Origin of the sequence: Mycobacterium sp. GA-2829, from assembly GCF_001499965.1 — a bacterium.
Lineage (GTDB): Bacteria > Actinomycetota > Actinomycetes > Mycobacteriales > Mycobacteriaceae > Mycobacterium.
This window is the reverse complement of the sequence record NZ_LQIT01000089.1, coordinates 104634-123422: the sequence shown is the minus strand read 5'-3', so window position 1 is coordinate 123422 and position 18789 is coordinate 104634. Positions and strand designations below refer to the sequence as shown.

The window sequence follows — 18789 nt, the reverse complement described above, 5'->3', positions numbered from 1 at the left end:
TACGTGGTCGGCGACGACGGGGCGGTCAGGTCGCGCTGCGCTCGTCGCTGCCCATCGCGTCGAGCACGGCGACGCGGGTGTCGACCGAACCGCTGATGGCCGATTCGCTCAGACCGGTGCGCAACAACTCCCGCAGCAGTTCCTGGTCGTGGGTCGCCGGTTCGGTGGAATCGATGAAACGCAGGACGGTTTCGACGAACCGGTCCGGATCGTCGTGGAACGGGAAGTGCCCGGCGCCCTCGAAGACCTCGAGCCGCGAGCCGGGCATCGCGGCGTGCGCCAGGCGGGCGTGGCTCACCGGGATGACCGAATCGTGGGTTCCCCAGATCAGCTGCACCGGAACCGATTCGGTGAGGTAGCAGCGGTCGAGCATGGTGACCACCTGGCCGCGCCAGTCGACCACGGCGCGCAGGGTCCTGGCGAATGCCGACGAGGCGGTGGGTTCGGGTAGGTCGGCGAGGATGCGCATCATCTCGGCGATGTCGCGACCGACCTTCGTGGTGCCCAGCGCGGTGCCCGCGATCCGCCCTGCGGCCTGCAGCGTCGGCAACACCAGCGGCAGGCGCAGCAGCGCGAGCGCCTCACTGCCCAACGGCAGCGACGCCACCCGCAGCGCGATGTTGACGTCCTTGGTGACCCCGCCCGCCCCGACGAGGATGAGGCGATCCACGAACTGCGGGAACTGGTAGGCGAACTGCATCGCCACGCCGCCGCCGAGCGAATGGCCGACCACGGTCACCCGGTCGATGTCGAGGACGCTGAGCAGATCCCGCATACCGTTGGCGTAGGCCGCGACCGAATAGTCCGCGCGGGGTTTGTCGGACTTGCCGTGCCCGAGCAGGTCCGGTGCGATGACGGTGAACCGCTGTGCGAGTTTGGACTGCACCGTGCTCCACGTCGTGGAGTTGTCGCCGATCCCGTGGATGAGCAGGATCGCCGGACCCTCACCGGCGATGCGGAAGGCGCGGCGGTACCCGTGGATCGTGCGGTACTGCAGCGTCGGCGTGACGTCCCGGACCGGGCGCAGGTTGGGCGTGCGGTCCGTCATGTCGCCAACCTCGTCGTCGGGCCGGGGTGCCCGGCGGGCGTGCAGTCCGTTCAGCTACGGTCCTCGCCATCGGAGAACCCGTCCCGGTACCGGTCCTCTTTGTCCTTCTCGCCCGTCTGCTGGGCGAGGAACCGTTCGAATTCGGCGCCGAGTTCGTCTCCGCTGGGCAGATCTTCGTCGTGCGCGAGCAGCGACCGATTCTCTTGAGCGGCGACGAACGCATCGTACTGTCGCTCCAGTGCGGTCACCACTTGGGCAACCTCGACGCTGGCCTCGACCTGCTCGTTGATCTTGGTGTACACCTCGGCGCCCGCCTCCGACATCGCCGCGAGCGGGATCTGCAGCGCCGCGGTCTTGGCCACCTCGGCGAGCAGCGCCTCGGCCGCGGGCGGATAGGCCGTCTGCGACAGGTAGTGCGGGACGTAGACGGTGTAGCCGACCACCTCGTGGCCGTGCTGGGCCATCCGGAACTCCAGCAGGCTCGACACGCTGGCCGGCACCTGCACCTCGCCGACCCACGGGGTGTGTTCGGCGATGAGTTCCTTGTTGTTCGAATGCGCGGTCATGGTGACCGGCCGGGTGTGGGGGACCGCCATCGGGATCGACCCCAGCCCGATCGTCTGGCGCACCCCGAGCCGTTCGGCCAACAGCCGCACGGCCGAGATGAACCGTTCCCAGCGCAGATCCGGCTCCATCCCGGCCAGCAGCAGGAACGGTGTGCCCGCGGTGTCGTGCATCGCGTACAGGTTGAGTTCGGGCTCCTCGTAGGAGGAGAAGTGGTCGGTCTTGAACGTCATCAGCGGCCGCCGCGACCGGTAGTCGAGCAGTTCGTCGATCGCGAACGACGCGACCAGTTCGGTGTCGAGACTGCTCTTCAGGTGGGCCGTCGCCAACTTCACCACGTGGCCCGCATCCGAGAAGCCCTCCAGCGCATGGAGTAACACCGGTCCACGCCCGTCGGCCGACGACAGCTGCGGAGCCGGGAACTCCAACTCGTACATGCCGTTCGGTTCGGGCTGGTAACGCTGCTCGGGAATGTCTGGCTGGTCTGCCATCTCGGTTCGCCTCCTCGCCGCGGTGTCGACGTCTCCCACGTCGCGCCGTGGCCATAAGTGTCGCGCATTTTGCGGCCCCCGCCGCCGCGGGTACCGGCTCACCGGGTCAACACGGCACGGGTCGTACCGCATTCCAGGCAGAATGCCCTGATCGCTGTCGGTCGAACCAGGTTTGCTAGGAGCGGAATCGGCTCAGCGCGCGCAGCTTGTTCACCACGTCGAGGGCGGCGACCTTGTAGGCCTCCGAGAAGGTCGGATAGTTGAAGACCGCGTCGACGAGGTACTCGACCGTGCCGCCGCACCCCATCACGGCCTGGCCGATGTGCACCATCTCGGTGGCGTTGGAGCCGAAGATGTGCACGCCGAGCAGCCGCAGATCCTCGGTGGAGACCAGCAGTTTGAGCATGCCGTACGAGTCGCCGGCGATCTGCCCGCGGGCGAGCTCCCGGTAGCGCGACACCCCCACCTCGTAGGGCACCGCGTCGCGGGTCAGCTCGACCTCCGTGGCGCCCACGTACGACACCTCGGGGATCGAGTAGATGCCGATCGGCTGCAGCTCGGTCATTCCCTTGGCGGCCTCGCCGAAGGCGTGGTAGGCCGCCAGCCTGCCCTGGTCCATCGACGTCGCGGCCAGCGCCGGGAACCCGATCACGTCGCCGACGGCGTAGATGTGGTCGGCCTTGGTGCGGTAGTTCTCGTCGACGAAGATGCGGCCGCGGGCGTCGGCCTCGAGCCCGGCGTTCTCCAGGTCGAGGTGGTCGGTCTGGCCCTGCCTGCCCGCCGAGTACATCACCGTCTCGGCGGGGATCTGCTTGCCGCTGGCCAGGGTGGTGACCGTGCCCGCCGAGCCGACGTCGACGGCGGTGACCTCCTCCCCGAAGCGGAACGTGACCGCCAGATCGCGCAGGTGGAACCGCAGCGCCTCGACGATCTCGGGGTCGCAGAACTCCAGCATCGCGTCGCGCTTCTCCACGACGGTGACCTTCGTGCCGAGCGCGGCGAACATCGACGCGTACTCGATGCCGATCACCCCGGCGCCGACGACCACCATCGACGACGGGATGAACTTCAGGTCGAGGATTCCGTCGGAGTCCAGCACCCGGTCCTCGTCGAATTCGATGCCCACGGGCCTGGCCGGTTTCGTGCCGGTGGCGATCACGATGTTGCGGCCGCAGACGGTGATGCGTTCCGCGCGGTTGGGGTCCTCGACCAGGACGGTGCGCGGATCGACGAAGCGGGCGTGGCCGATGTAGAGCTCGACGCGGTTGCGCATCAGCTGGGACCGCACGACGTCGATCTCCTTGTTGATGACGTGCTGGGTGCGGGCGAGCAGATCGGCCGGGGTGATCTTCTCCTTCACCCGGTAGCTCGCGCCGTACAGCTCCCGCTGGCTCATGCCGGTGAGGTACACCACGGCCTCGCGCAGGGTCTTCGACGGGATGGTGCCGGTGTTGACGCACACACCGCCGAGCATGCGGCCGCGTTCGATCACCGCGACGGTCTTGCCGAGCTTGGCCGCGGCGATCGCCGCCTTCTGCCCGCCCGGTCCGGAGCCGATCACGACGAGGTCGAACTCCTGCATCGCACCCATGGCAACAAGGTCTACGCCGCCCCCGGCGTTCCCGCATGCCGACGCGCGTCAACAACGCGTGAACACTGCCTGCGGCCAGCGCGCCTGACCGGGCCCGCGGGGCTGCGGTGAGACGATGACCACGATGGACGGCATGCTCGTGCGGGGTGTCGGTGCGACGGCTGCGCTGGGCCTGGTCTGCGTGCTGTCGTCGGGGTGCGTGCGGCTCACCGACGGCACCGCCGGGCTGGCCGCCGCCGCGAAGCCGGTCGTCCTCGCCGACGCCCTGCTCGACCCGTCGCGATTCCCGGCGGCCTACCCCGCGGCCGTCCTCGACGAACAGGGCACCGCCGAGGCCGTCACCGGCGTGGCCGGCGTCCCGGCAGGCGCCACGGTAAAGCCGCCGGATTGTGCGCCTCCGCCGACGGGTTCAGGTCCCCGCGACGCCGTCGCCGCCCAGGGCGTCGATCCGGCGACCGGTGCCGCCCTCACGGTCATCCTGACCCGCACCTACGACGCGCTGTCGGTCCGCCGCGAGGAACTCGAGCGCTGCCCGTCGTTCACCGCCACCGCCGGCGAGGTGGTCACCACGGTCGACACCGTGCTGCTGCCCCCGCCGCCGGCGGACGCCGACGACACCCTCGCCGCCGAGTCCACGATCCGCCGCGCCGACGGCCCGCCCGTGCGGACGCTCGTGCTCACCGCCCAGCTCGACGAGGTGCGGCTGACCGCCGCGTGGCGCAACGACGACCCGGGGTTCGAGCCGGATTCGGCCGCGCTCGATCACGTCTTCGGCGAGGCGCTGTCCGCGATGCGCGGAGCCCGCTGAGCTATCCCCAGCGGCGAATCCATCCCCAGATGGGGCCGGCGGAGGCGTCGGGGCGGCCGGTGTGACGGCGCCTGCGGCCAGTGTTCGAGGCATGACCACATCGCATACCCCCGGATCCGACCTCGACCGTCCCGGCACGCTGATCGCCGCCGTTCCCGCCGTGCTGGGCTTCGTCCCCGAAACGTCCCTGGTGCTGCTGACCGTGGACCGCGGCGATCTCGGCTGTGTGCTGCGGGTCGACCTGCACGCCGACATGGACGGTCAGATCGTCCACCTGGCCGAGGTGGCGGCGGCCGCGCGACCCGACGGCGCGGTCGCGGTGATCGTCGACGAGCACGGCGCGGGTTGCCACCCCTGCAACGACGAACACCGCGGGCTCGCCGACCTGCTGGGGGAGGAGCTGGCCGGGTGGGGCATCGAGCTGCTCGACGCGTTGGTCGTCGATCGCATCGCCGCCGGCGGCCGGTGGCACTGCGCAGACGGCTGCGGCCGCGGCGGGGAGATCGAGGACCCGTCGGCGTCACCGCTGGCGGTGGCCGCCGTACTCGACGGTCGCCGGCTCTACACCCGCCGCTCGGACCTGCAGGCCGTCGTCGCCCCCGACGCGGTGCGCGGCGCCGCGGTCGCCGAGGCGATCTCCTCTGTCACCGGGCACCTCACCGAGATGTCCGACGGCGAGGCCGGTGCGGCGATCGACGAAACGCGCGCGGTGGCCGCACATGTCGGCGCCGGCGGCACAGTGTCCGACGAGGCGGCGGCTCGGCTGGGCGTCGCGCTGGGCGACGTGCGGGTGCGGGACACGCTGTTCGCGCTGGCGGTCGGGGCCGACGCCGACCACGCCGAGGCGCTGTGGGTGGCGCTGTCGCGCCTGCTGCCCGCGCCGTGGCGCACCGAGGCGCTGGTGCTGCTGGCCTTCTCGGCGTACGCCCGCGGCGACGGTCCGCTCGCCGGGGTGGCGCTGGACGCGGCGCTGCGGCTCGATCCGCTCCACCGGATGGCGGGCATGCTCGACCAGGCGTTGCAGTCGGGGTTGCGGCCGGAACGCATCCGCGAACTCGCGGTCACCGGATACCGGCTGGCCGAGCAGCTGGGGGTGACTCTTCCACCGGTGCAGCACCCGCGGCGCCGCGCGGGTTAGACCTTCTCGACCTTGACGGCGTGGGCCATGTGGTGCGGCAGTTCGACCTGCTCGTGGCCGGGGATGACGATGTTCACCCCGCCGTGCGCCGCGGATTCGACGGTGACGCGCGCGTTGGGCACGACACCGGCTTCCTTGAGTCGCGCGATGAGGTCGGCGTCGCCCTGGACGTGTTCGGTCAGCTGGCGCACGACGACCGCGACGGGCATGCCTGCGGGCAGTTCGGTGAGCCGGACCAGGTTGACGTCCTCGGTCCGGATGAGCGAATCCAGTCCCAGTTCGGACAGTCCCGGGATCGGGTTTCCGAACGGCGAGGTGGTGGGGTTGTCGAGCACCTGCACGAGGCGGCGTTCGACGTCCTCGCTCATCACGTGCTCCCAGCGGCAGGCCTCGGCGTGGACTTCCTCCCACGGCAGGCCGATGACGTCGACCAGCAGCCGCTCGGCGAGCCGGTGCTTGCGCATCACGGCGACGGCCAGTGCGCGGCCCTTCTCGGTGAGTTCGAGATGCCGGTCGCCCGCGACCTGGAGGAGCCCGTCGCGCTCCATGCGCGAGACGGTCTGGCTGACCGTCGGACCGCTCTGGTCGAGGCGTTCGGCGATGCGTGCACGCAGCGGAACCACGCCCTCTTCCTCGAGGTCGTAAATGGTCCGCAGGTACATCTCGGTGGTATCGACCAGATCGTTCATTTGGCGCCTCTCAAGACCTCTGTCGCGGTCGAGTCTACCGGTTGGCGCGTCTGATCTGCGGCCTTCATCGGCGACGACACACGCGTGCGGTGTGGGGTTGACGACACCGTGCCCGCCGGGGTGAGCCGACGGGCACGGTGGTCGGTGGTGCTGGGTTCAGCTCGCGTAGGAGCGCAGTCGGTCGGCGCGTTCGCCGTTGCGGAGCTTGGCCATGACCTCGCGCTCGATCTGGCGGACCCGCTCACGCGAGAGCCCGAAGAGCTTGCCGATCTGGTCGAGCGTGCGGGGCTGCCCGTCGTCGAGGCCGAAGCGCAGGCGGATCACCTGCTGCTCGCGCTCGTCGAGGGTGGCGAGCACGTGGCGGATGTCGGTGTGCAGCAGCTCGGAGATCACCGCGTTCTCGGCCGACATCGCCTCGGCGTCCTCGATGAAGTCGCCCAGCGGGGCCTCTTCGTCGCTGCCGACCGGCATGTCCAGGCTCACCGGGTCGCGGCTGTGCTCGAGCAGGTCGGCGATCTTCTCGGCGGGGATGCCCGACTCCTCGGCCAGCTCCTCGTCGGTGGCCTCGCGGCCGAGGTTCTGGTGCATCTCGCGCTTGATCCGCGCCAGCTTGTTGACCTGTTCGACGAGGTGGACCGGCAGCCGGATGGTGCGGCTCTGGTCGGCCATGCCTCGCGTGATGGCCTGGCGGATCCACCAGGTCGCGTACGTGGAGAACTTGAAGCCCTTGGTGTAGTCGAACTTCTCCATCGCGCGGATGAGGCCCAGGTTGCCCTCCTGGATGAGGTCCAGCAGCGGCATGCCGCGGCCGGTGTAGCGCTTGGCCAGCGACACCACCAGGCGCAGGTTGGCCTCCAGCAGATGACGCCGGGCGGCCTCCCCGTCGCGCACGATCGCGGCCAGGTCACGCTTGCGGGCATCGCCGAGACGCTTCTTGGTGTTCAGCAGATGCTGCGCGTAGAGCCCTGCCTCGATGCGCTTCGCCAGCTCGACTTCGTCCGCGGCGTTGAGCAGGGCCGTTTTGCCGATGCCGTTGAGATACACGCGCACGAGGTCAGCGGCCGGGCTCTGGGCGTCCAGATCGCTATCGACGCGGCTTGTGGTGGCATTTGCCATGACGGCCTCCTGATCAGCTCGGTCTGTCATGAGCTTCAACGTTCAAGTGCCGTCTGTAGTTCCCGGGTATCGCGTGCTTCACACGTGTTGATCAGCGGTTTTTCCGGGAGGACCTGAGAATGCGCTGAGAATGGCCGGTCCGGCCGCTCAGCGGGCCCGCTCCGGGTCGTCCCCGTCGACGTCCGGTTGCGGGGCGGCGGGGGCGTGGTAGTCGAGTGCGGGCCGTTCGGCGGTGGGGAACAACGGAATCCGTCGCGGGGTGTCGAAGCGGCGAGGCTCTTCGGCCCTGCGTGGCGGCCGGTCGTTGGCGATCAGCACCGCCATCCAGGGCAGCGGGATCGACAGCACCACGATGCCGAGCGAGATCAGGCCGTTCTCCCAGATGCTGTAGGCGACGGCCGCGAGGATGAGCGCGGGGATGCGGAACGACATCAGGGTCAGGTACTTCCGCACGCGGGCACGGTGCTGCTCCTCGTACGCGGGTGCGGCACGAGTGATCAGAACTGGCCGACCCTCATCGTCGAAACTCAGCTCGGGGCCGTGTTTCATACCTCCACTGTTCCACATCGTCGGGCGACGGTGCCCGTCGCATTTCTTACCGAATGCTTGCCGGGCACAATGTTCCTATGCAGACGCAGACCATCGAGCGCCCGGACACCGACGAACGCCTCGACGACGGGACGGGCGACGACACCCCCAAGTTCTTCCACTACGTGAAGAAGGACAAGATCGCCGAGAGCGCCGTGATGGGCACCCATGTCGTCGCGCTGTGCGGTGAGGTGTTCCCGGTCACGAAATCGGCGAAGCCCGGATCGCCGGTGTGCCCGGACTGCAAGCGGATCTACGAGTCGCTCAAGAAGTAGCGGGCCCGTCCGGGGTGACGGGCGGGGTGACCGACGGCGCGGACCGCTCGGATGCCGTCCGTCCCTCCAGCCAGCCCCGCACCCGGTGGGTGTGGGTGGTGGGCGCGGGCCACTGTTCCTCGATCGCGGCGTTGAGCTCGGCGCCGATCATGATCGCGAAGCCCAGGAAGAACGCGAACAGCAGGAACGCGATGGGCGTCGCCAGTGCGCCGTAGGTGTATCCGGTGCTGGTGATCCAGGTCAGATACACCCGCAATCCCAGCGTGGTGACCAGGAACACGACCGTGGCCAGAGCCGATCCGATGATCAGGCGGTGGGTCGGCAGCGGTTTGGGCAGTGACACCCGGTAGAGGACGTTCACCGCGATCATCAGGCTGATGAACAGGGCAGGCCAGTAGCCGTACCGCAGGATCCCGTCCCAGTCGTAGGGGATGAGTTCGGCGACCTTGCGCGGGCCGAGCACCAGCAGGGGTGCGGTGCCGACCGCGAACACCAGCATGACGACGTAGAGGCCCAGCGCGTAGAAGCGCTGCCGGACCGGGTGCCGCAGTTCGGTCTGATCGTGGGCCTCCACGATCGAGTCGACGAACGCCGAGATCGCCGACGAGCCGGCCCACAGGGAGATCACGAAACCGAGCGACACCACCTCGCCACGGGCGCCCTTGACGATGTCGCGCACCGTCGGCTCGATGATCTCGTTGACGACGTTGGCCGAGAAGAAGCTGTCGGCGGTGCTGATCAGCTGGTTCTCGATCGTCGGGAGTACATCGGGGCCGAACAGCGGTGCGATGTAAGCGAGGCTGCCGAGCATCCCCAGCAGCAGCGGGGGCAGCGACAGCGCACACCAGAAGGCGGCTTGGGCCGACTCGGAGAAGATCGAGTCGTCCCAACTCTTCGACAGAGTCCGGACGAGTGTGTGGCGAAGGTGGTGTCGGTTCGGTCTTACCGGCGGGGGCTGGTCGTTCATTACCAGACCAGCATTACTGACGTCGGGCGCGTTGCCCCAGATTGGCTAACGCCGTGTTGGGGCGGCTTGGTGAGAACTCACGCCTCGACGGGGCTGACCTCGAGAACGGCTGCGAGTTCGACCAGCTTCGCCTCGTGCTCGTTGGCATGGTGCTGGCAGAACAGCAATTCCGCGCCGGAGGGCAGCTTGGCGCGCACACGCGCCGCGGCACCACAGCGATCGCAGCGATCAGCCCGGGTGAGCTCGGGGCTGGTCAGAGTTGCGGTCATGGCTCCTCCGTTTCCTCTTCTGCGGTTGGGCGCTTCGCCCGCTCGCGTATATCCACTCTGTCAGACGTATTCGGTTCCGGCCTTGTTCCCTTGGGGTTCACCGGTGTGTCGTGTCTCACGTCAACCCGGGTTGCCGGCGAGGCAGGCTAGACGTATGTACCCACATTCGGCCCCGAAACCACCTGTCCTTCTGCACTTGTGCAGTACCGCGGAGTGGCAGGCGATTTCCGCTCAGGGCGAACACCGTCCGGACTCGCTCGGGAGTGTCGGCTACGTCCATCTGTCGACACCCGAACAGGTGCACCTGCCGGCCAACCGGCTCTTCGCCGGCCGCACCGATCTGGTGCTGCTCCACATCGACCCGGACCGGTTGACCGACCCGGTGCGTTGGGAGCCTGGTGTGACAACGGATCCCGAGGCCATGGTGTTCCCGCATCTGTACGGTCCGCTGCCCGCGGCGGCGGTGACCGATGTCACGCCGTACACGCCTGCACCCGACGGCTCCTTCGCCCCGTTCGCTCAACCGGGTACGTGAGCCTCGGCCTCGATCTCGACGTACAAGCCGGGGGAGATCAGCGCGGACACCTCGACCATGGTGGCCACCGGACGGATGTCGCCGAACACCTCCGCGTGCACGGCGCCCACGTCGCGCCAGCGCGTGATGTCGGTGACGTAGATGCGGGTGCGCACCACGTCGGCCAGTGCGGCGCCGGCCTGGTTGAGCGCGGATTCGATGCGGCGCAACGCATCTCGCGTCTGGTCGACGATGTCGTCGCCCGCGCCGGTGGTGCCGGCCACCAGGACGCGGTCACCGATCCGGACCGCACGCGAATACCCGACCAGCGCTTCGAACTCCGAACCGGATCCGATGACGGTCCGGTCACCTGCCATCAGACGGGCTCGGCTTCGACGATCGACAGCGGGGTCACCGTAGCGGTCACACTGGTGAGTCGAAAACCCGTACGCGCGAGCAGGTTTGCGTACTCGGCGCGGGTGCGTTCACGGCCGCCGGCGGTGACGAGCATCTCGAGGTCGAGGAGCAGTCCGATGAACGGGTTGGCGTGTTCGGGGAGCACCATCTCGAACAGCAGCAGTTTGCCACCCGGCGCCATGGCCGTGCGGATGTTGCGCAGGATCGTCACCGCGTCGTCGTCGGTCCAGTCGTGGATGATGTTCTTCATCACATAGGCGTCGCCGCCTGCGGGCACCGAATCCATGAACGACCCACCGGTGATCGACACCCGGCCCGCCACGCCGGCGGCCTCGAACGTCGGCCCGGCGTCGGCGACCACCGACGGCAGGTCGTAGAGCACCCCGCGCGCGTCGGGGGCGCCGCGCAGGATCGTGGTGAGCACCGAACCGTGGCCGCCGCCGACGTCGACGATGAGTTTGAACCCGGTGAAGTCGTAGGCGCCGAGCGCGACCTCGTCGGCCAGCCCGCTGCTCGCCGTCATCGCCTTGTTGAAGACCGCCGCGAATTCCGGGTCCTTGTCGAGGTATTCGAAGAAGGGGCTGCCGTGCAGATGGCTGAACGCCGTCTCACCGGTGCGCACGGAGTGTTCGAGGTTGCCCCAGTCCGCCCAGCGGACCGGGTGACCGATGAACAGCACCATGTCGCGCAGCGAACCGTCGGTGTCCGAGCGCAGCGCATCTCCGACCCGGGTGAGGGCAAACCGCCCGTCCGCGCGCTGGGTGAGTACCCCGCGGCTGGCGAGCGCCCGCATCAGCCGGTGCACTCCGTCGGCGTTCGCGCCCACCAGGGCCGCCACCTCGGTGGAGTGCTTCGGCCCTGCGGCCAACTGATCGGCGATGCCCAGCCGGGCGGCGGTGTACAGCGCCGCGGTGGTCCAGGCGCCGGTGGCGAGTTCAAGGAGGGCGATGTTGCCCGGTGCGGTCTCGCGGTGCAATCGCTGCAGACCCGCACGGATCTTGTCGACTGCCCGTATCACCGGCACCGGTGGAAGTGGTCGTCCCATGACAGCGACAGTAGGGGATCCGCCTTGAACAATTCTTGGACGGCGCTTGGCGTCGTTCTAGTCGAGGTAGTCGCGCAGAACCTGGGACCGGCTGGGGTGGCGCAGCTTGCTCATCGTCTTCGATTCGATCTGACGGATGCGCTCACGGGTGACGCCGTAGACCTGACCGATCTCGTCGAGGGTGCGGGGCTGGCCGTCGGTGAGGCCGAACCGCAGCCGCACCACGCCCGCCTCGCGCTCGGAGAGCGTCTCGAGCACCGACTGCAGCTGATCCTGCAGCAGGGTGAAGCTGACGGCGTCGACCGCGACCACGGCCTCGCTGTCCTCGATGAAGTCGCCGAGCTGGCTGTCGCCCTCGTCGCCGATGGTCTGGTCCAGCGAGATCGGCTCACGCGCGTACTGCTGGATCTCCAGCACCTTCTCCGGCGTGATGTCCATCTCCTTGGCCAGCTCTTCGGGCGTGGGTTCGCGACCCAGGTCCTGAAGCAGCTCGCGCTGGATGCGGCCGAGCTTGTTGATGACCTCGACCATGTGCACCGGGATGCGGATGGTGCGGGCCTGATCGGCCATGGCGCGGGTGATGGCCTGCCGGATCCACCACGTGGCGTACGTGGAGAACTTGTACCCCTTGGTGTAGTCGAACTTCTCGACCGCGCGGATCAGACCGAGGTTGCCCTCCTGGATGAGGTCCAGGAACGCCATCCCGCGACCGGTGTAGCGCTTGGCCAGCGACACCACGAGGCGGAGGTTGGCCTCGAGCAGGTGGTTCTTGGCGCGGTCGCCGTCGCGGCAGATCCACTGCATGTCGCGGCGCTGCTGCACCGGCAGCTTCTCACCCTTCTCGGCGAGTTCGGCGAGCTTCTGGGTGGCGAACAGCCCGGCCTCGATGCGCTTGGCGAGTTCGACCTCTTCCTCGGCGTTGAGCAGCGCGACCTTGCCGATCTGCTTGAGGTAGGCGCGTACCGAGTCGGCCGAGGCGGTGAGTTCGGCGTCCTTGCGGGCCTGCCGCAGCGCCTCGGACTCCTCCTCGTCCCAGACGAAGTCGCCGGAGGCCTTGTCCTTCTCGGACGGCTCGGCGATCTCCTCGTCCTCGGTGGCGGGCGCCGGGGTGACCGCGCCACCCTTGGCGGCGGGTTTGGCTTCCGCGGTGTCCTCGGCGGCGTCGGTGTCGTCATCCGAATCGTCGGCGTCGTCGGTCTCGAGGTCGTCGTCGAGTTCGAGGTCTGCGTCGTCGACGTCGATGTCGGGTTCGCCGTCGAGCGCGTCGGTGTTGTCGAGATCGTCGTCGGCGAGTGCGTCGGCCGCGCCGGCCTCGGGGGCGGTGGACTTCTTGCCGCGACCGCGGGCGGCGGTGCCGTCCTTCTTCGCCGGGCCGCGCGTCTTCGTCGCCGTGCCCTTGGCCGCCCGTTTGGCCGGGGCCTTCGCCGCGGCGGCTTTCTTCGCGGGGGTCTTGGTAGCGGTGCGCTTCACCGGCTCTTCGGTTGCCGGGCTTGCCTTTGTCGCTGCCACGTACACCCTTTCGGTCTTACTGATTCCGGTGGGCACCCGGAGCCCCGAGACATCGGGGGAGCAGGCACCAACGCGAAATGTCGGCTATGTCGAATGTCGGCGTGATCTCAACTCAGATATCTGCCGCTTATTCGGTTGGCGGCCGCCGACGTCCATTGTAACGACACTGTGGAACCACGCCGCGCCGAGCGGCGAAAAGCGGCGTCCGGGCGAGCCGCGAACCGCCTGGTCACCGGTTGGTAGCTGTGACGTCGACCTCAGCGGCCATGGCCGCGCCGACGATCCCGGCGGAGTTCTGCAGCGCGGCGGCCACCACCGGAGTCCGGTTCTTGAGCAACGGTATCCACTTGTCGGCCTTGCGGCTGATGCCGCCGCCGGCGATGAACAGGTCGGGCCAGATCGCGTTCTCGATCGCCACGAGCACCTTGGTGACCTCCTGGGTCCAGCGCTCGTAACTCCAGTCCTTGCGTTCCTTCACCGACGACGCGGCGCGGTGCTCGGCTTCCTTGCCACCCACCTCGAGGTGCCCGAATTCGGTGTTGGGCAGCAGGATGCCGTTGTGGATGACCGCCGAGCCGATGCCGGTGCCGAAGGTCAGCAGGACGATGACGCCGGTGTTGTCCCGGCCCGCGCCGAACCGCTCCTCGGCCAGCCCGGCCGCGTCGGCGTCGTTGAGCACGGTGACCGGCTGCCCGTCGAGTGCGGCGCTGTAGATCTCCTGTGCGTTGACGCCCAACCACGATTTGTCGACGTTGGCGGCGGTGTGCACCACGCCGCTGGTGACGACACCGGGATAGGTCACGCCGAGTTTGCCGGTCCAGCCGAATTCGCGGACCACCGCGGCGATGGTCTTGGCGACCGCGTCCGGCGTGGCGGGCTGCGGGGTGGGCAGTTTGAACCGGTCGCCGATGAGCCGGCCGGTGTCGAGGTCGACGATGCCGCCCTTGACGCCGCTGCCGCCCACGTCGATACCGAAGCCGCGGCGTTCACCGCCTGCGGCGGCGCCCGGACCCGTCACGGGCGAATCAGTGGCGGTCATGAGCGCTCCTCACAGTGGCGGCCCGGCGGTACGCGCTCCACACACTAATGGCTGTCCGGTCGGGGCGGGCGGGGGTCCGGGCAACCGGCGGAGACATTTCCACCCCGGCATGATGCGATTGTCGTCATGGACGCCGCTCAACTATCCGATGCCGATCCGCTGGTGCTGCGCGACGTGGCCGAGCAATTGGCCGCGGAGGCGGCCACATTCGTGCGGGCCCGGCGCAGTGAGGTCTTCGGCGCCGCGTCCGGGGACGCGAATTCGGGTGCGGTGAGCGCCAAGAGCACCCCGACCGATCCGGTCACCGTCGTGGACACCGAGACCGAACGGCTGTTGCGGGAGCGGCTGGCCGAGCGCAGGCCGGGCGAGCACATCCTGGGCGAGGAGGAGGGCGGCGCCGCCGACGCCGGCGCCGGACAGGTGACCTGGGTGCTCGACCCGATCGACGGGACGGTCAACTTCGTCTACGGCGTCGAGGCCTACGCGGTGTCGATCGCGGTGCAGCGCGACGGCGCATCGGTCGCGGGTGCGGTCGCCGACGTCGCCCACGACGCGGTGTACTCGGCGGCCCTCGGCCACGGCGCGCGGTTGCGCCGGGACGGCGCGGTACGCCCGCTGCGTTGCAACACCCCCGACCGGCTGGCCATGGCGCTGGTGGGCACCGGCTTCGCCTACGACCCCGAGCGCCGGCGCCGCCAGGCCCAACAGCTGGTCGCGGTGCTGCCCCGGGTGCGCGACGTGCGCCGGATCGGTTCGTGCGCGCTGGATCTGTGCATGGTCGCCGCCGGTCAGCTCGACGCGTACTACGAGGACGGCGTGAACGTGTGGGACTGGGGGGCCGGGGCGCTGGTCGCCGCGGAGGCCGGCGCGGTGATGTCGTTGCCGCCCACCGCGGGCGCGGTGGGCGGGGCCGGACTCGTCGTCGCGGCCGCCCCGGGGATCGCCGATGAACTCGACGCGCTGTTGCGCAGCGCCGGGGTGCGCAGCTGAGCGGTCAGCAGGTGCCGGTGTGGATCCGCTTGAGCAGTTCGGGGTCCGCAGGGGCGGTGGCGTCCGGCCGCAGGCTCGCCAGCACGGCGTCGATGTCGTCGCTGGCGGTCAGGCCCTCGAAGTCGGTGCCGATCGCCAGATCGACGGTGGGGTCGGGCCGTTCGTCCTCGAACAGTTCGGTGCACGGCGCCACCAGCCACACCGCGGCCGCCGCAGCGCGCCCCGACGGCCCGAACCGAATCTGGCCCTGGCACTGCAACCGCGCGGTGGCGTAGATCGCGTCGTTGGCGGCCTCGGGTGCGGCGAAACCGAGGTCGCGCAGCTCGCTCGCCATCTCCCCGGCCTGACCGCCCCGGCCGCTGGCGTTGAGTACCCGGATCCTGGTGTCGGCGAGTTTGGCGGGCGCGACGTCCATCATGTCGGCGCGCGAGACCTGTTTGCCCAGTACCGGCGGGGGCGGCTCGGTGGCAGGCGCGGGGGGCGGCGGATTGCACACGGCGGCCTCGACCACGTCGACCGGCTGGTTGAGCGCGATGACCCAGACCACCATCGCGACGACCGCGAGGGCCGCGATCGCAAGGAGGCCGGGGAGGTAGTTGCGCCGGCGGAAGGGGCGACCGTGTCTGTCGAACGCGGTGCCTTCGGTGATGCTCGAGACCACCCGTGCACTCTAGAGGCAACGCCGCCGCTGGTCACTTGCGGTCGGCCCGCCGACAGCGCGAGAATGTGATGTAAATCACAGCATCGCAGGAGGGGTTCCGGGCACGAATCGTTTGGGGAATGCGTTCGACGCTGGTACAAAGCACGACTGCACCACTCACCGGAGGGGACAAGACGATGGCTACCGACTACGACGCCCCACGGCGTACAGAGACCGACGACGTCTCCGAGGACTCGCTCGAGGAACTCAAGGCACGGCGGAACGAGGCGCAGTCGGCTGTGGTCGACGTCGACGAATCCGAGACGGCCGAGAACTTCGAGTTGCCCGGGGCCGACCTGTCGGGCGAGGAACTCTCCGTTCGGGTGATCCCGAAGCAGGCCGATGAGTTCACCTGCTCCAGCTGTTTCCTCGTGCACCACCGCAGCCGTCTCGCCAGCGAGAAGAACGGCATGATGATCTGCTCGGACTGCGCGGCCTGACGGGCCGCTCAGCGGCTACCGCCGATAGGCCGCTCAGCGGCTATTGCCGACAGGCCGCTCAGCGGCCGAGCGCGGCGAGCACCCGGTCGGGGTGGCGGGTGCTCACCAGCCAGTAGGGCGTCGGGTCCTCGGGATCGTCGAGGACCAGCAGGACCATGGGGCCCACCCAGGCCCGGTGCACCACATATGCGGCCGGGTCCAATTGGCGGCCCAGGGCGGCGGATTTCGCCGTCTTGGGCACCTCCGCCGAGCGTGCGATGACACTCACCGGGAGGTGGGCATCGCCCACCCACAGTTCCGTCTCACCCTGCGGGTCGCCGGTCACGCGGACCTCGGCCCTGCCGAACCACGCCAGCACCACCGCCGCCACGGGCAACAGCACCGCGTACGGCGCCCAGTCCGGCAGCCCTTCGATACCGAGATTGACCTCGTAGGCGATCAGTGCCGCCAGCCCGAGTCCGGGGAGCCACCACCACCACGGCACCGAAAGCCGTTCGCGGTAGCGCACCGTTTGGGTGGTTGCGCGCGTGTCGGACACAAGCCTCAGAGTAATCTCTGACGTCGTGTCCACCTCTCTGGCGGTCCTGCGTCTGGACCGCGAGCTACCGATGCCCGTCCGGGCCCACGACGGTGACGCAGGCGTCGACCTGTACAGCGCCCGCGATGTCGAACTGGCCCCGGGTGAGCGGGAGTTGGTGCCGACGGGGATCGCGGTGGCGATTCCGCACGGCATGGTGGGCCTGGTCCATCCGCGGTCGGGTTTGGCTGCGCGCGTTGGGCTTTCGATCGTGAACAGCCCAGGGACGATCGACGCCGGCTATCGGGGGGAGATCAAGGTGTCGCTGATCAACCTCGATCCGCACGCGCCGATCGTCATCCGCCGCGGGGACCGCATCGCCCAGCTGCTGGTGCAGCGGGTGGAACTACCCGAGCTGGTCGAGGTGACGTCGTTCGACGAAGCCGGACTGGCACAGACCACCCGTGGCGAAGGCGGCCACGGATCCTCCGGCGGACATGCGAGTTTGTGATGGCATTCGGAAAACGCAAGAGCAGCGGTGACACCGACGAGGTGCGGCAGGTGCCCGCACCGGAACCTGGACCGGTCGCCGATTCGGTCGGCGACGAGGACCTCGACGGACCGTTCGACATCGAGGACTTCGACACTCCCGAGGTCGCCGCGCAGGGCCGGCTCGATCTGGGTTCGGTGCTGGTACCCATGCCCGCGGCCGGTCAGGTGCAGGTCGAGCTGAACGAGACCGGTGTGCCCAGCGCCGTGTGGGTGGTCACTCCCAACGGCCGGTTCACCATCGCCGCCTACGCGGCGCCGAAGTCGGCGGGACTGTGGCGTGAGGTGGCCGGTGAACTCGCCGACTCCCTGCGCCGCGACGGCGCGTCGGTGTCGGTCCAGGACGGTCCATGGGGCCGCGAGGTCGTCGGCACCGCGCAGGGGATGGTCCGGTTCATCGGGGTCGACGGCTACCGCTGGATGATCCGCTGTGTGGTCAACGGCGTCGCCGAGAACATGGACGCCCTCACCGAGGAAGCCCGGGAAGCGCTGCGCGACACCGTCGTTCGTCGCGGTGACACCCCGATGCCGGTCCGCACCCCGCTGGCCGTGCAGCTGCCGGAGCCGATGGCCGCCCAGCTGCGGGCCGCCGCGGCCGCGCAGCAGGGCCAGCCGCAGCAGCCCGAACAGCAGGCGCCGCCGCAGCCGCCCGAACCCGCCGCACGGCGCAGCGCCCAGGGTTCGGCGATGCAGCAGCTGCGCACCATCACCGGCGGCTAGGGTTCGCGCCCGGATGCCTCGGCCAGCGCGGCCAGACACGCCGCGCCCAGCACGGCGGGGTCGGCGCCCATCTGGTCGAGGGTGACGGTCCGCAGCGCGGCGCACGGTGCCGCCGACACCCATTCCATGCCCACATCCAGCGGGTGCACCGGATCGTTGACGGCCGAGGCGACGCCCATCGGCGCCGCAAGCGCCTCCAGTTCGTCGCACGTGGGCGCGACGTAGCCGGCGGCCTCCTCCATCGCGTCGGGCAAATCAGGCCATTGCGCGACCCATGAGCGGCTCAACTCGTCGCCGAGCCAGCGCGGGCTCGAGGCCCGCATCTGCGTGGTCGCAGCCACCAGCCCGTCGCGCCGCAGCACTTGCGCCGAGTAGCGCGCGGTCATGGCCGCGGGCGCGGTCGCCGGGGACCCCGTCCACGCGGGCAGCGCCGCCAGCACCGCGACGACGGCGCCGGGATTCGCCAACGCCCAGTCCACGGCGACGGCCGCACCGATCGACACCCCACCGACCGCGACCGGACCCGCGGCGGCAGCCTCGTCGAGCGCCTCCCGGTAGCCCGCGACCAGCCGGTGCGGCTGCGGACGGGGAGTGACGACCACGGCCGCCGCCCCGTGCAGGGCCGGCGCGAACGCGCGGTAGGCGAAGTCGTCGTCGGAGCCCGTTCCGGGCAGCAGCACCGTTGTCACACCGCGAAGATCGACCGTCATCACACGATCGTGCACCGCCCGTCAACACCGCACGATTAGATCGGCGCGGCGTGGTCAACCCCGCATGGCATAAGGGAACCAACAGGTCTACCGTG

Annotated in this window: 23 protein-coding genes; 8 read left to right on the top strand and 15 right to left on the bottom strand. The window is 69.4% G+C overall.

Annotation, left to right across the window (positions count from 1 at the left end; translation table 11 throughout):
* Positions 1-25: 25 nt before the first annotated feature.
* From AU194_RS30375 to sthA, 3 genes are all read right to left on the bottom strand, one after another.
* Positions 26-1048 (bottom strand): alpha/beta fold hydrolase, encoded by a 1023-nt coding sequence (locus AU194_RS30375; RefSeq protein ID WP_059092956.1) that lies wholly within the window; start codon positions 1046-1048, stop codon positions 26-28.
* Between the two features lie 50 nt (positions 1049-1098).
* A complete protein-coding gene (locus AU194_RS30370; protein ID WP_059092955.1) occupies positions 1099-2103 on the bottom strand; it encodes a proteasome assembly chaperone family protein in 1005 nt (334 codons plus the stop codon).
* Between the two features lie 175 nt (positions 2104-2278).
* Positions 2279-3685 (bottom strand): Si-specific NAD(P)(+) transhydrogenase, encoded by a 1407-nt coding sequence (gene sthA, locus AU194_RS30365; RefSeq protein WP_197417787.1) that lies wholly within the window; start codon positions 3683-3685, stop codon positions 2279-2281.
* A gap of 124 nt (positions 3686-3809) precedes the next feature.
* Here sthA and AU194_RS30360 point away from each other — a divergent pair, with 124 nt between their 5' ends.
* Entirely contained in the window at positions 3810-4502 is a 693-nt protein-coding gene (locus tag AU194_RS30360) for a hypothetical protein (RefSeq protein WP_059092953.1), read from the top strand.
* Positions 4503-4593: 91 nt separating this feature from the next.
* Positions 4594-5640, top strand: coding sequence for a DUF4192 domain-containing protein (locus tag AU194_RS30355; RefSeq protein WP_059092952.1), 1047 nt, complete (start codon positions 4594-4596; stop codon positions 5638-5640).
* On the opposite strand, the gene AU194_RS30350 is transcribed toward AU194_RS30355, so the two are convergent.
* From AU194_RS30350 to AU194_RS30340, 3 genes are all read right to left on the bottom strand, one after another.
* Positions 5637-6329 (bottom strand): metal-dependent transcriptional regulator, encoded by a 693-nt coding sequence (locus AU194_RS30350; RefSeq protein ID WP_059092951.1) that lies wholly within the window; start codon positions 6327-6329, stop codon positions 5637-5639. The two genes, AU194_RS30355 and AU194_RS30350, sit on opposite strands and share 4 nt — an antisense overlap.
* Before the next feature lie 156 nt (positions 6330-6485).
* Positions 6486-7475: a sigma-70 family RNA polymerase sigma factor gene (locus AU194_RS30345; RefSeq protein WP_255374851.1), complete on the bottom strand. Its 990-nt coding sequence runs from the start codon at positions 7473-7475 to the stop codon at positions 6486-6488.
* Positions 7476-7592: 117 nt separating this feature from the next.
* On the bottom strand, positions 7593-8012 hold the full coding sequence (locus tag AU194_RS30340) for a DUF3099 domain-containing protein (RefSeq protein ID WP_059092949.1): 420 nt from the start codon (positions 8010-8012) through the stop codon (positions 7593-7595).
* Between the two features lie 59 nt (positions 8013-8071).
* On the opposite strand from AU194_RS30340, the gene AU194_RS30335 reads away from it, so the two are divergent.
* Positions 8072-8308, top strand: a complete 237-nt coding sequence (locus tag AU194_RS30335) for a DUF3039 domain-containing protein (protein WP_059092948.1) — start codon at positions 8072-8074, stop codon at positions 8306-8308.
* Here AU194_RS30335 and AU194_RS30330 read toward each other — a convergent pair.
* The gene (locus AU194_RS30330; protein ID WP_059092947.1) at positions 8298-9275 is read right to left on the bottom strand and encodes a YihY/virulence factor BrkB family protein; all 978 of its coding nucleotides are present in this window, start codon (positions 9273-9275) and stop codon (positions 8298-8300) included. The genes AU194_RS30335 and AU194_RS30330 overlap by 11 nt on opposite strands.
* Before the next feature lie 77 nt (positions 9276-9352).
* Positions 9353-9544 (bottom strand): hypothetical protein, encoded by a 192-nt coding sequence (locus AU194_RS30325; protein WP_011559579.1) that lies wholly within the window; start codon positions 9542-9544, stop codon positions 9353-9355.
* 154 nt (positions 9545-9698) lie between these two features.
* Between AU194_RS30325 and AU194_RS30320 the strand changes: the two genes are divergently transcribed.
* The gene (locus AU194_RS30320; RefSeq protein WP_059092946.1) at positions 9699-10079 is read left to right on the top strand and encodes a DUF952 domain-containing protein; all 381 of its coding nucleotides are present in this window, start codon (positions 9699-9701) and stop codon (positions 10077-10079) included.
* Here the strand turns inward: AU194_RS30320 and AU194_RS30315 are convergent.
* From AU194_RS30315 to ppgK, 4 genes are all read right to left on the bottom strand, one after another.
* Positions 10064-10435 carry a RidA family protein gene (locus tag AU194_RS30315; protein WP_059092945.1) on the bottom strand — a complete coding sequence of 124 codons (372 nt, stop codon included), beginning with the start codon at positions 10433-10435 and terminating at the stop codon, positions 10064-10066. The two genes, AU194_RS30320 and AU194_RS30315, sit on opposite strands and share 16 nt — an antisense overlap.
* A complete protein-coding gene (locus tag AU194_RS30310; protein WP_059092944.1) occupies positions 10435-11520 on the bottom strand; it encodes a methyltransferase in 1086 nt (361 codons plus the stop codon). The genes AU194_RS30315 and AU194_RS30310 overlap by 1 nt, the downstream gene beginning before the upstream one ends.
* A gap of 57 nt (positions 11521-11577) precedes the next feature.
* Positions 11578-13029, bottom strand: coding sequence for an RNA polymerase sigma factor (locus AU194_RS30305; RefSeq protein WP_059093035.1), 1452 nt, complete (start codon positions 13027-13029; stop codon positions 11578-11580).
* Positions 13030-13258: 229 nt separating this feature from the next.
* Positions 13259-14068 carry a polyphosphate--glucose phosphotransferase gene (gene ppgK / locus AU194_RS30300; protein WP_059092943.1) on the bottom strand — a complete coding sequence of 270 codons (810 nt, stop codon included), beginning with the start codon at positions 14066-14068 and terminating at the stop codon, positions 13259-13261.
* 126 nt (positions 14069-14194) lie between these two features.
* Between ppgK and AU194_RS30295 the strand changes: the two genes are divergently transcribed.
* Positions 14195-15058 carry an inositol monophosphatase family protein gene (locus tag AU194_RS30295; RefSeq protein WP_059092942.1) on the top strand — a complete coding sequence of 288 codons (864 nt, stop codon included), beginning with the start codon at positions 14195-14197 and terminating at the stop codon, positions 15056-15058.
* A 4-nt stretch (positions 15059-15062) separates the two neighbouring features.
* Here AU194_RS30295 and cei read toward each other — a convergent pair whose 3' ends face one another.
* The gene (gene cei, locus AU194_RS30290; RefSeq protein WP_059092941.1) at positions 15063-15719 is read right to left on the bottom strand and encodes an envelope integrity protein Cei; all 657 of its coding nucleotides are present in this window, start codon (positions 15717-15719) and stop codon (positions 15063-15065) included.
* Between the two features lie 176 nt (positions 15720-15895).
* Here cei and AU194_RS30285 point away from each other — a divergent pair, with 176 nt between their 5' ends.
* Positions 15896-16198, top strand: a complete 303-nt coding sequence (locus tag AU194_RS30285) for a DUF4193 domain-containing protein (protein ID WP_059092940.1) — start codon at positions 15896-15898, stop codon at positions 16196-16198.
* Between the two features lie 58 nt (positions 16199-16256).
* Here the strand turns inward: AU194_RS30285 and AU194_RS30280 are convergent, their stop codons facing one another.
* Positions 16257-16736 (bottom strand): DUF3093 domain-containing protein, encoded by a 480-nt coding sequence (locus AU194_RS30280; RefSeq protein WP_059092939.1) that lies wholly within the window; start codon positions 16734-16736, stop codon positions 16257-16259.
* A gap of 25 nt (positions 16737-16761) precedes the next feature.
* Here AU194_RS30280 and dut point away from each other — a divergent pair, with 25 nt between their 5' ends.
* Positions 16762-17226 carry a dUTP diphosphatase gene (gene dut, locus AU194_RS30275; RefSeq protein WP_059092938.1) on the top strand — a complete coding sequence of 155 codons (465 nt, stop codon included), beginning with the start codon at positions 16762-16764 and terminating at the stop codon, positions 17224-17226.
* Entirely contained in the window at positions 17226-17984 is a 759-nt protein-coding gene (locus tag AU194_RS30270; RefSeq protein WP_059092937.1) for a DUF3710 domain-containing protein, read from the top strand. Before dut ends, AU194_RS30270 begins: the two co-directional genes overlap by 1 nt.
* Here the strand turns inward: AU194_RS30270 and AU194_RS30265 are convergent.
* Positions 17981-18694 (bottom strand): hypothetical protein, encoded by a 714-nt coding sequence (locus tag AU194_RS30265; protein ID WP_059093034.1) that lies wholly within the window; start codon positions 18692-18694, stop codon positions 17981-17983. The two genes, AU194_RS30270 and AU194_RS30265, sit on opposite strands and share 4 nt — an antisense overlap.
* Positions 18695-18789: the final 95 nt, after the last annotated feature.

Coding starts and splice junctions, on each gene's coding strand:
- AU194_RS30320 (WP_059092946.1), top strand. CDS start 9,699: ATGTACCCACATTCGGCCCCGAAACCACCTGTCCTTCTGCACTTGTGC.
- AU194_RS30345 (WP_255374851.1), bottom strand. CDS start 7,475: ATGACAGACCGAGCTGATCAGGAGGCCGTCATGGCAAATGCCACCACA.
- AU194_RS30285 (WP_059092940.1), top strand. CDS start 15,896: ATGGCTACCGACTACGACGCCCCACGGCGTACAGAGACCGACGACGTC.
- AU194_RS30375 (WP_059092956.1), bottom strand. CDS start 1,048: ATGACGGACCGCACGCCCAACCTGCGCCCGGTCCGGGACGTCACGCCG.
- AU194_RS30325 (WP_011559579.1), bottom strand. CDS start 9,544: ATGACCGCAACTCTGACCAGCCCCGAGCTCACCCGGGCTGATCGCTGC.
- AU194_RS30270 (WP_059092937.1), top strand. CDS start 17,226: ATGGCATTCGGAAAACGCAAGAGCAGCGGTGACACCGACGAGGTGCGG.
- AU194_RS30370 (WP_059092955.1), bottom strand. CDS start 2,103: ATGGCAGACCAGCCAGACATTCCCGAGCAGCGTTACCAGCCCGAACCG.
- AU194_RS30340 (WP_059092949.1), bottom strand. CDS start 8,012: ATGTGGAACAGTGGAGGTATGAAACACGGCCCCGAGCTGAGTTTCGAC.
- AU194_RS30315 (WP_059092945.1), bottom strand. CDS start 10,435: ATGGCAGGTGACCGGACCGTCATCGGATCCGGTTCGGAGTTCGAAGCG.
- AU194_RS30355 (WP_059092952.1), top strand. CDS start 4,594: ATGACCACATCGCATACCCCCGGATCCGACCTCGACCGTCCCGGCACG.
- AU194_RS30295 (WP_059092942.1), top strand. CDS start 14,195: ATGGACGCCGCTCAACTATCCGATGCCGATCCGCTGGTGCTGCGCGAC.
- ppgK (WP_059092943.1), bottom strand. CDS start 14,068: ATGACCGCCACTGATTCGCCCGTGACGGGTCCGGGCGCCGCCGCAGGC.
- AU194_RS30330 (WP_059092947.1), bottom strand. CDS start 9,275: ATGAACGACCAGCCCCCGCCGGTAAGACCGAACCGACACCACCTTCGC.
- sthA (WP_197417787.1), bottom strand. CDS start 3,685: ATGCAGGAGTTCGACCTCGTCGTGATCGGCTCCGGACCGGGCGGGCAG.
- AU194_RS30360 (WP_059092953.1), top strand. CDS start 3,810: ATGACCACGATGGACGGCATGCTCGTGCGGGGTGTCGGTGCGACGGCT.
- AU194_RS30265 (WP_059093034.1), bottom strand. CDS start 18,694: ATGACGGTCGATCTTCGCGGTGTGACAACGGTGCTGCTGCCCGGAACG.
- AU194_RS30350 (WP_059092951.1), bottom strand. CDS start 6,329: ATGAACGATCTGGTCGATACCACCGAGATGTACCTGCGGACCATTTAC.
- AU194_RS30310 (WP_059092944.1), bottom strand. CDS start 11,520: ATGGGACGACCACTTCCACCGGTGCCGGTGATACGGGCAGTCGACAAG.
- AU194_RS30335 (WP_059092948.1), top strand. CDS start 8,072: ATGCAGACGCAGACCATCGAGCGCCCGGACACCGACGAACGCCTCGAC.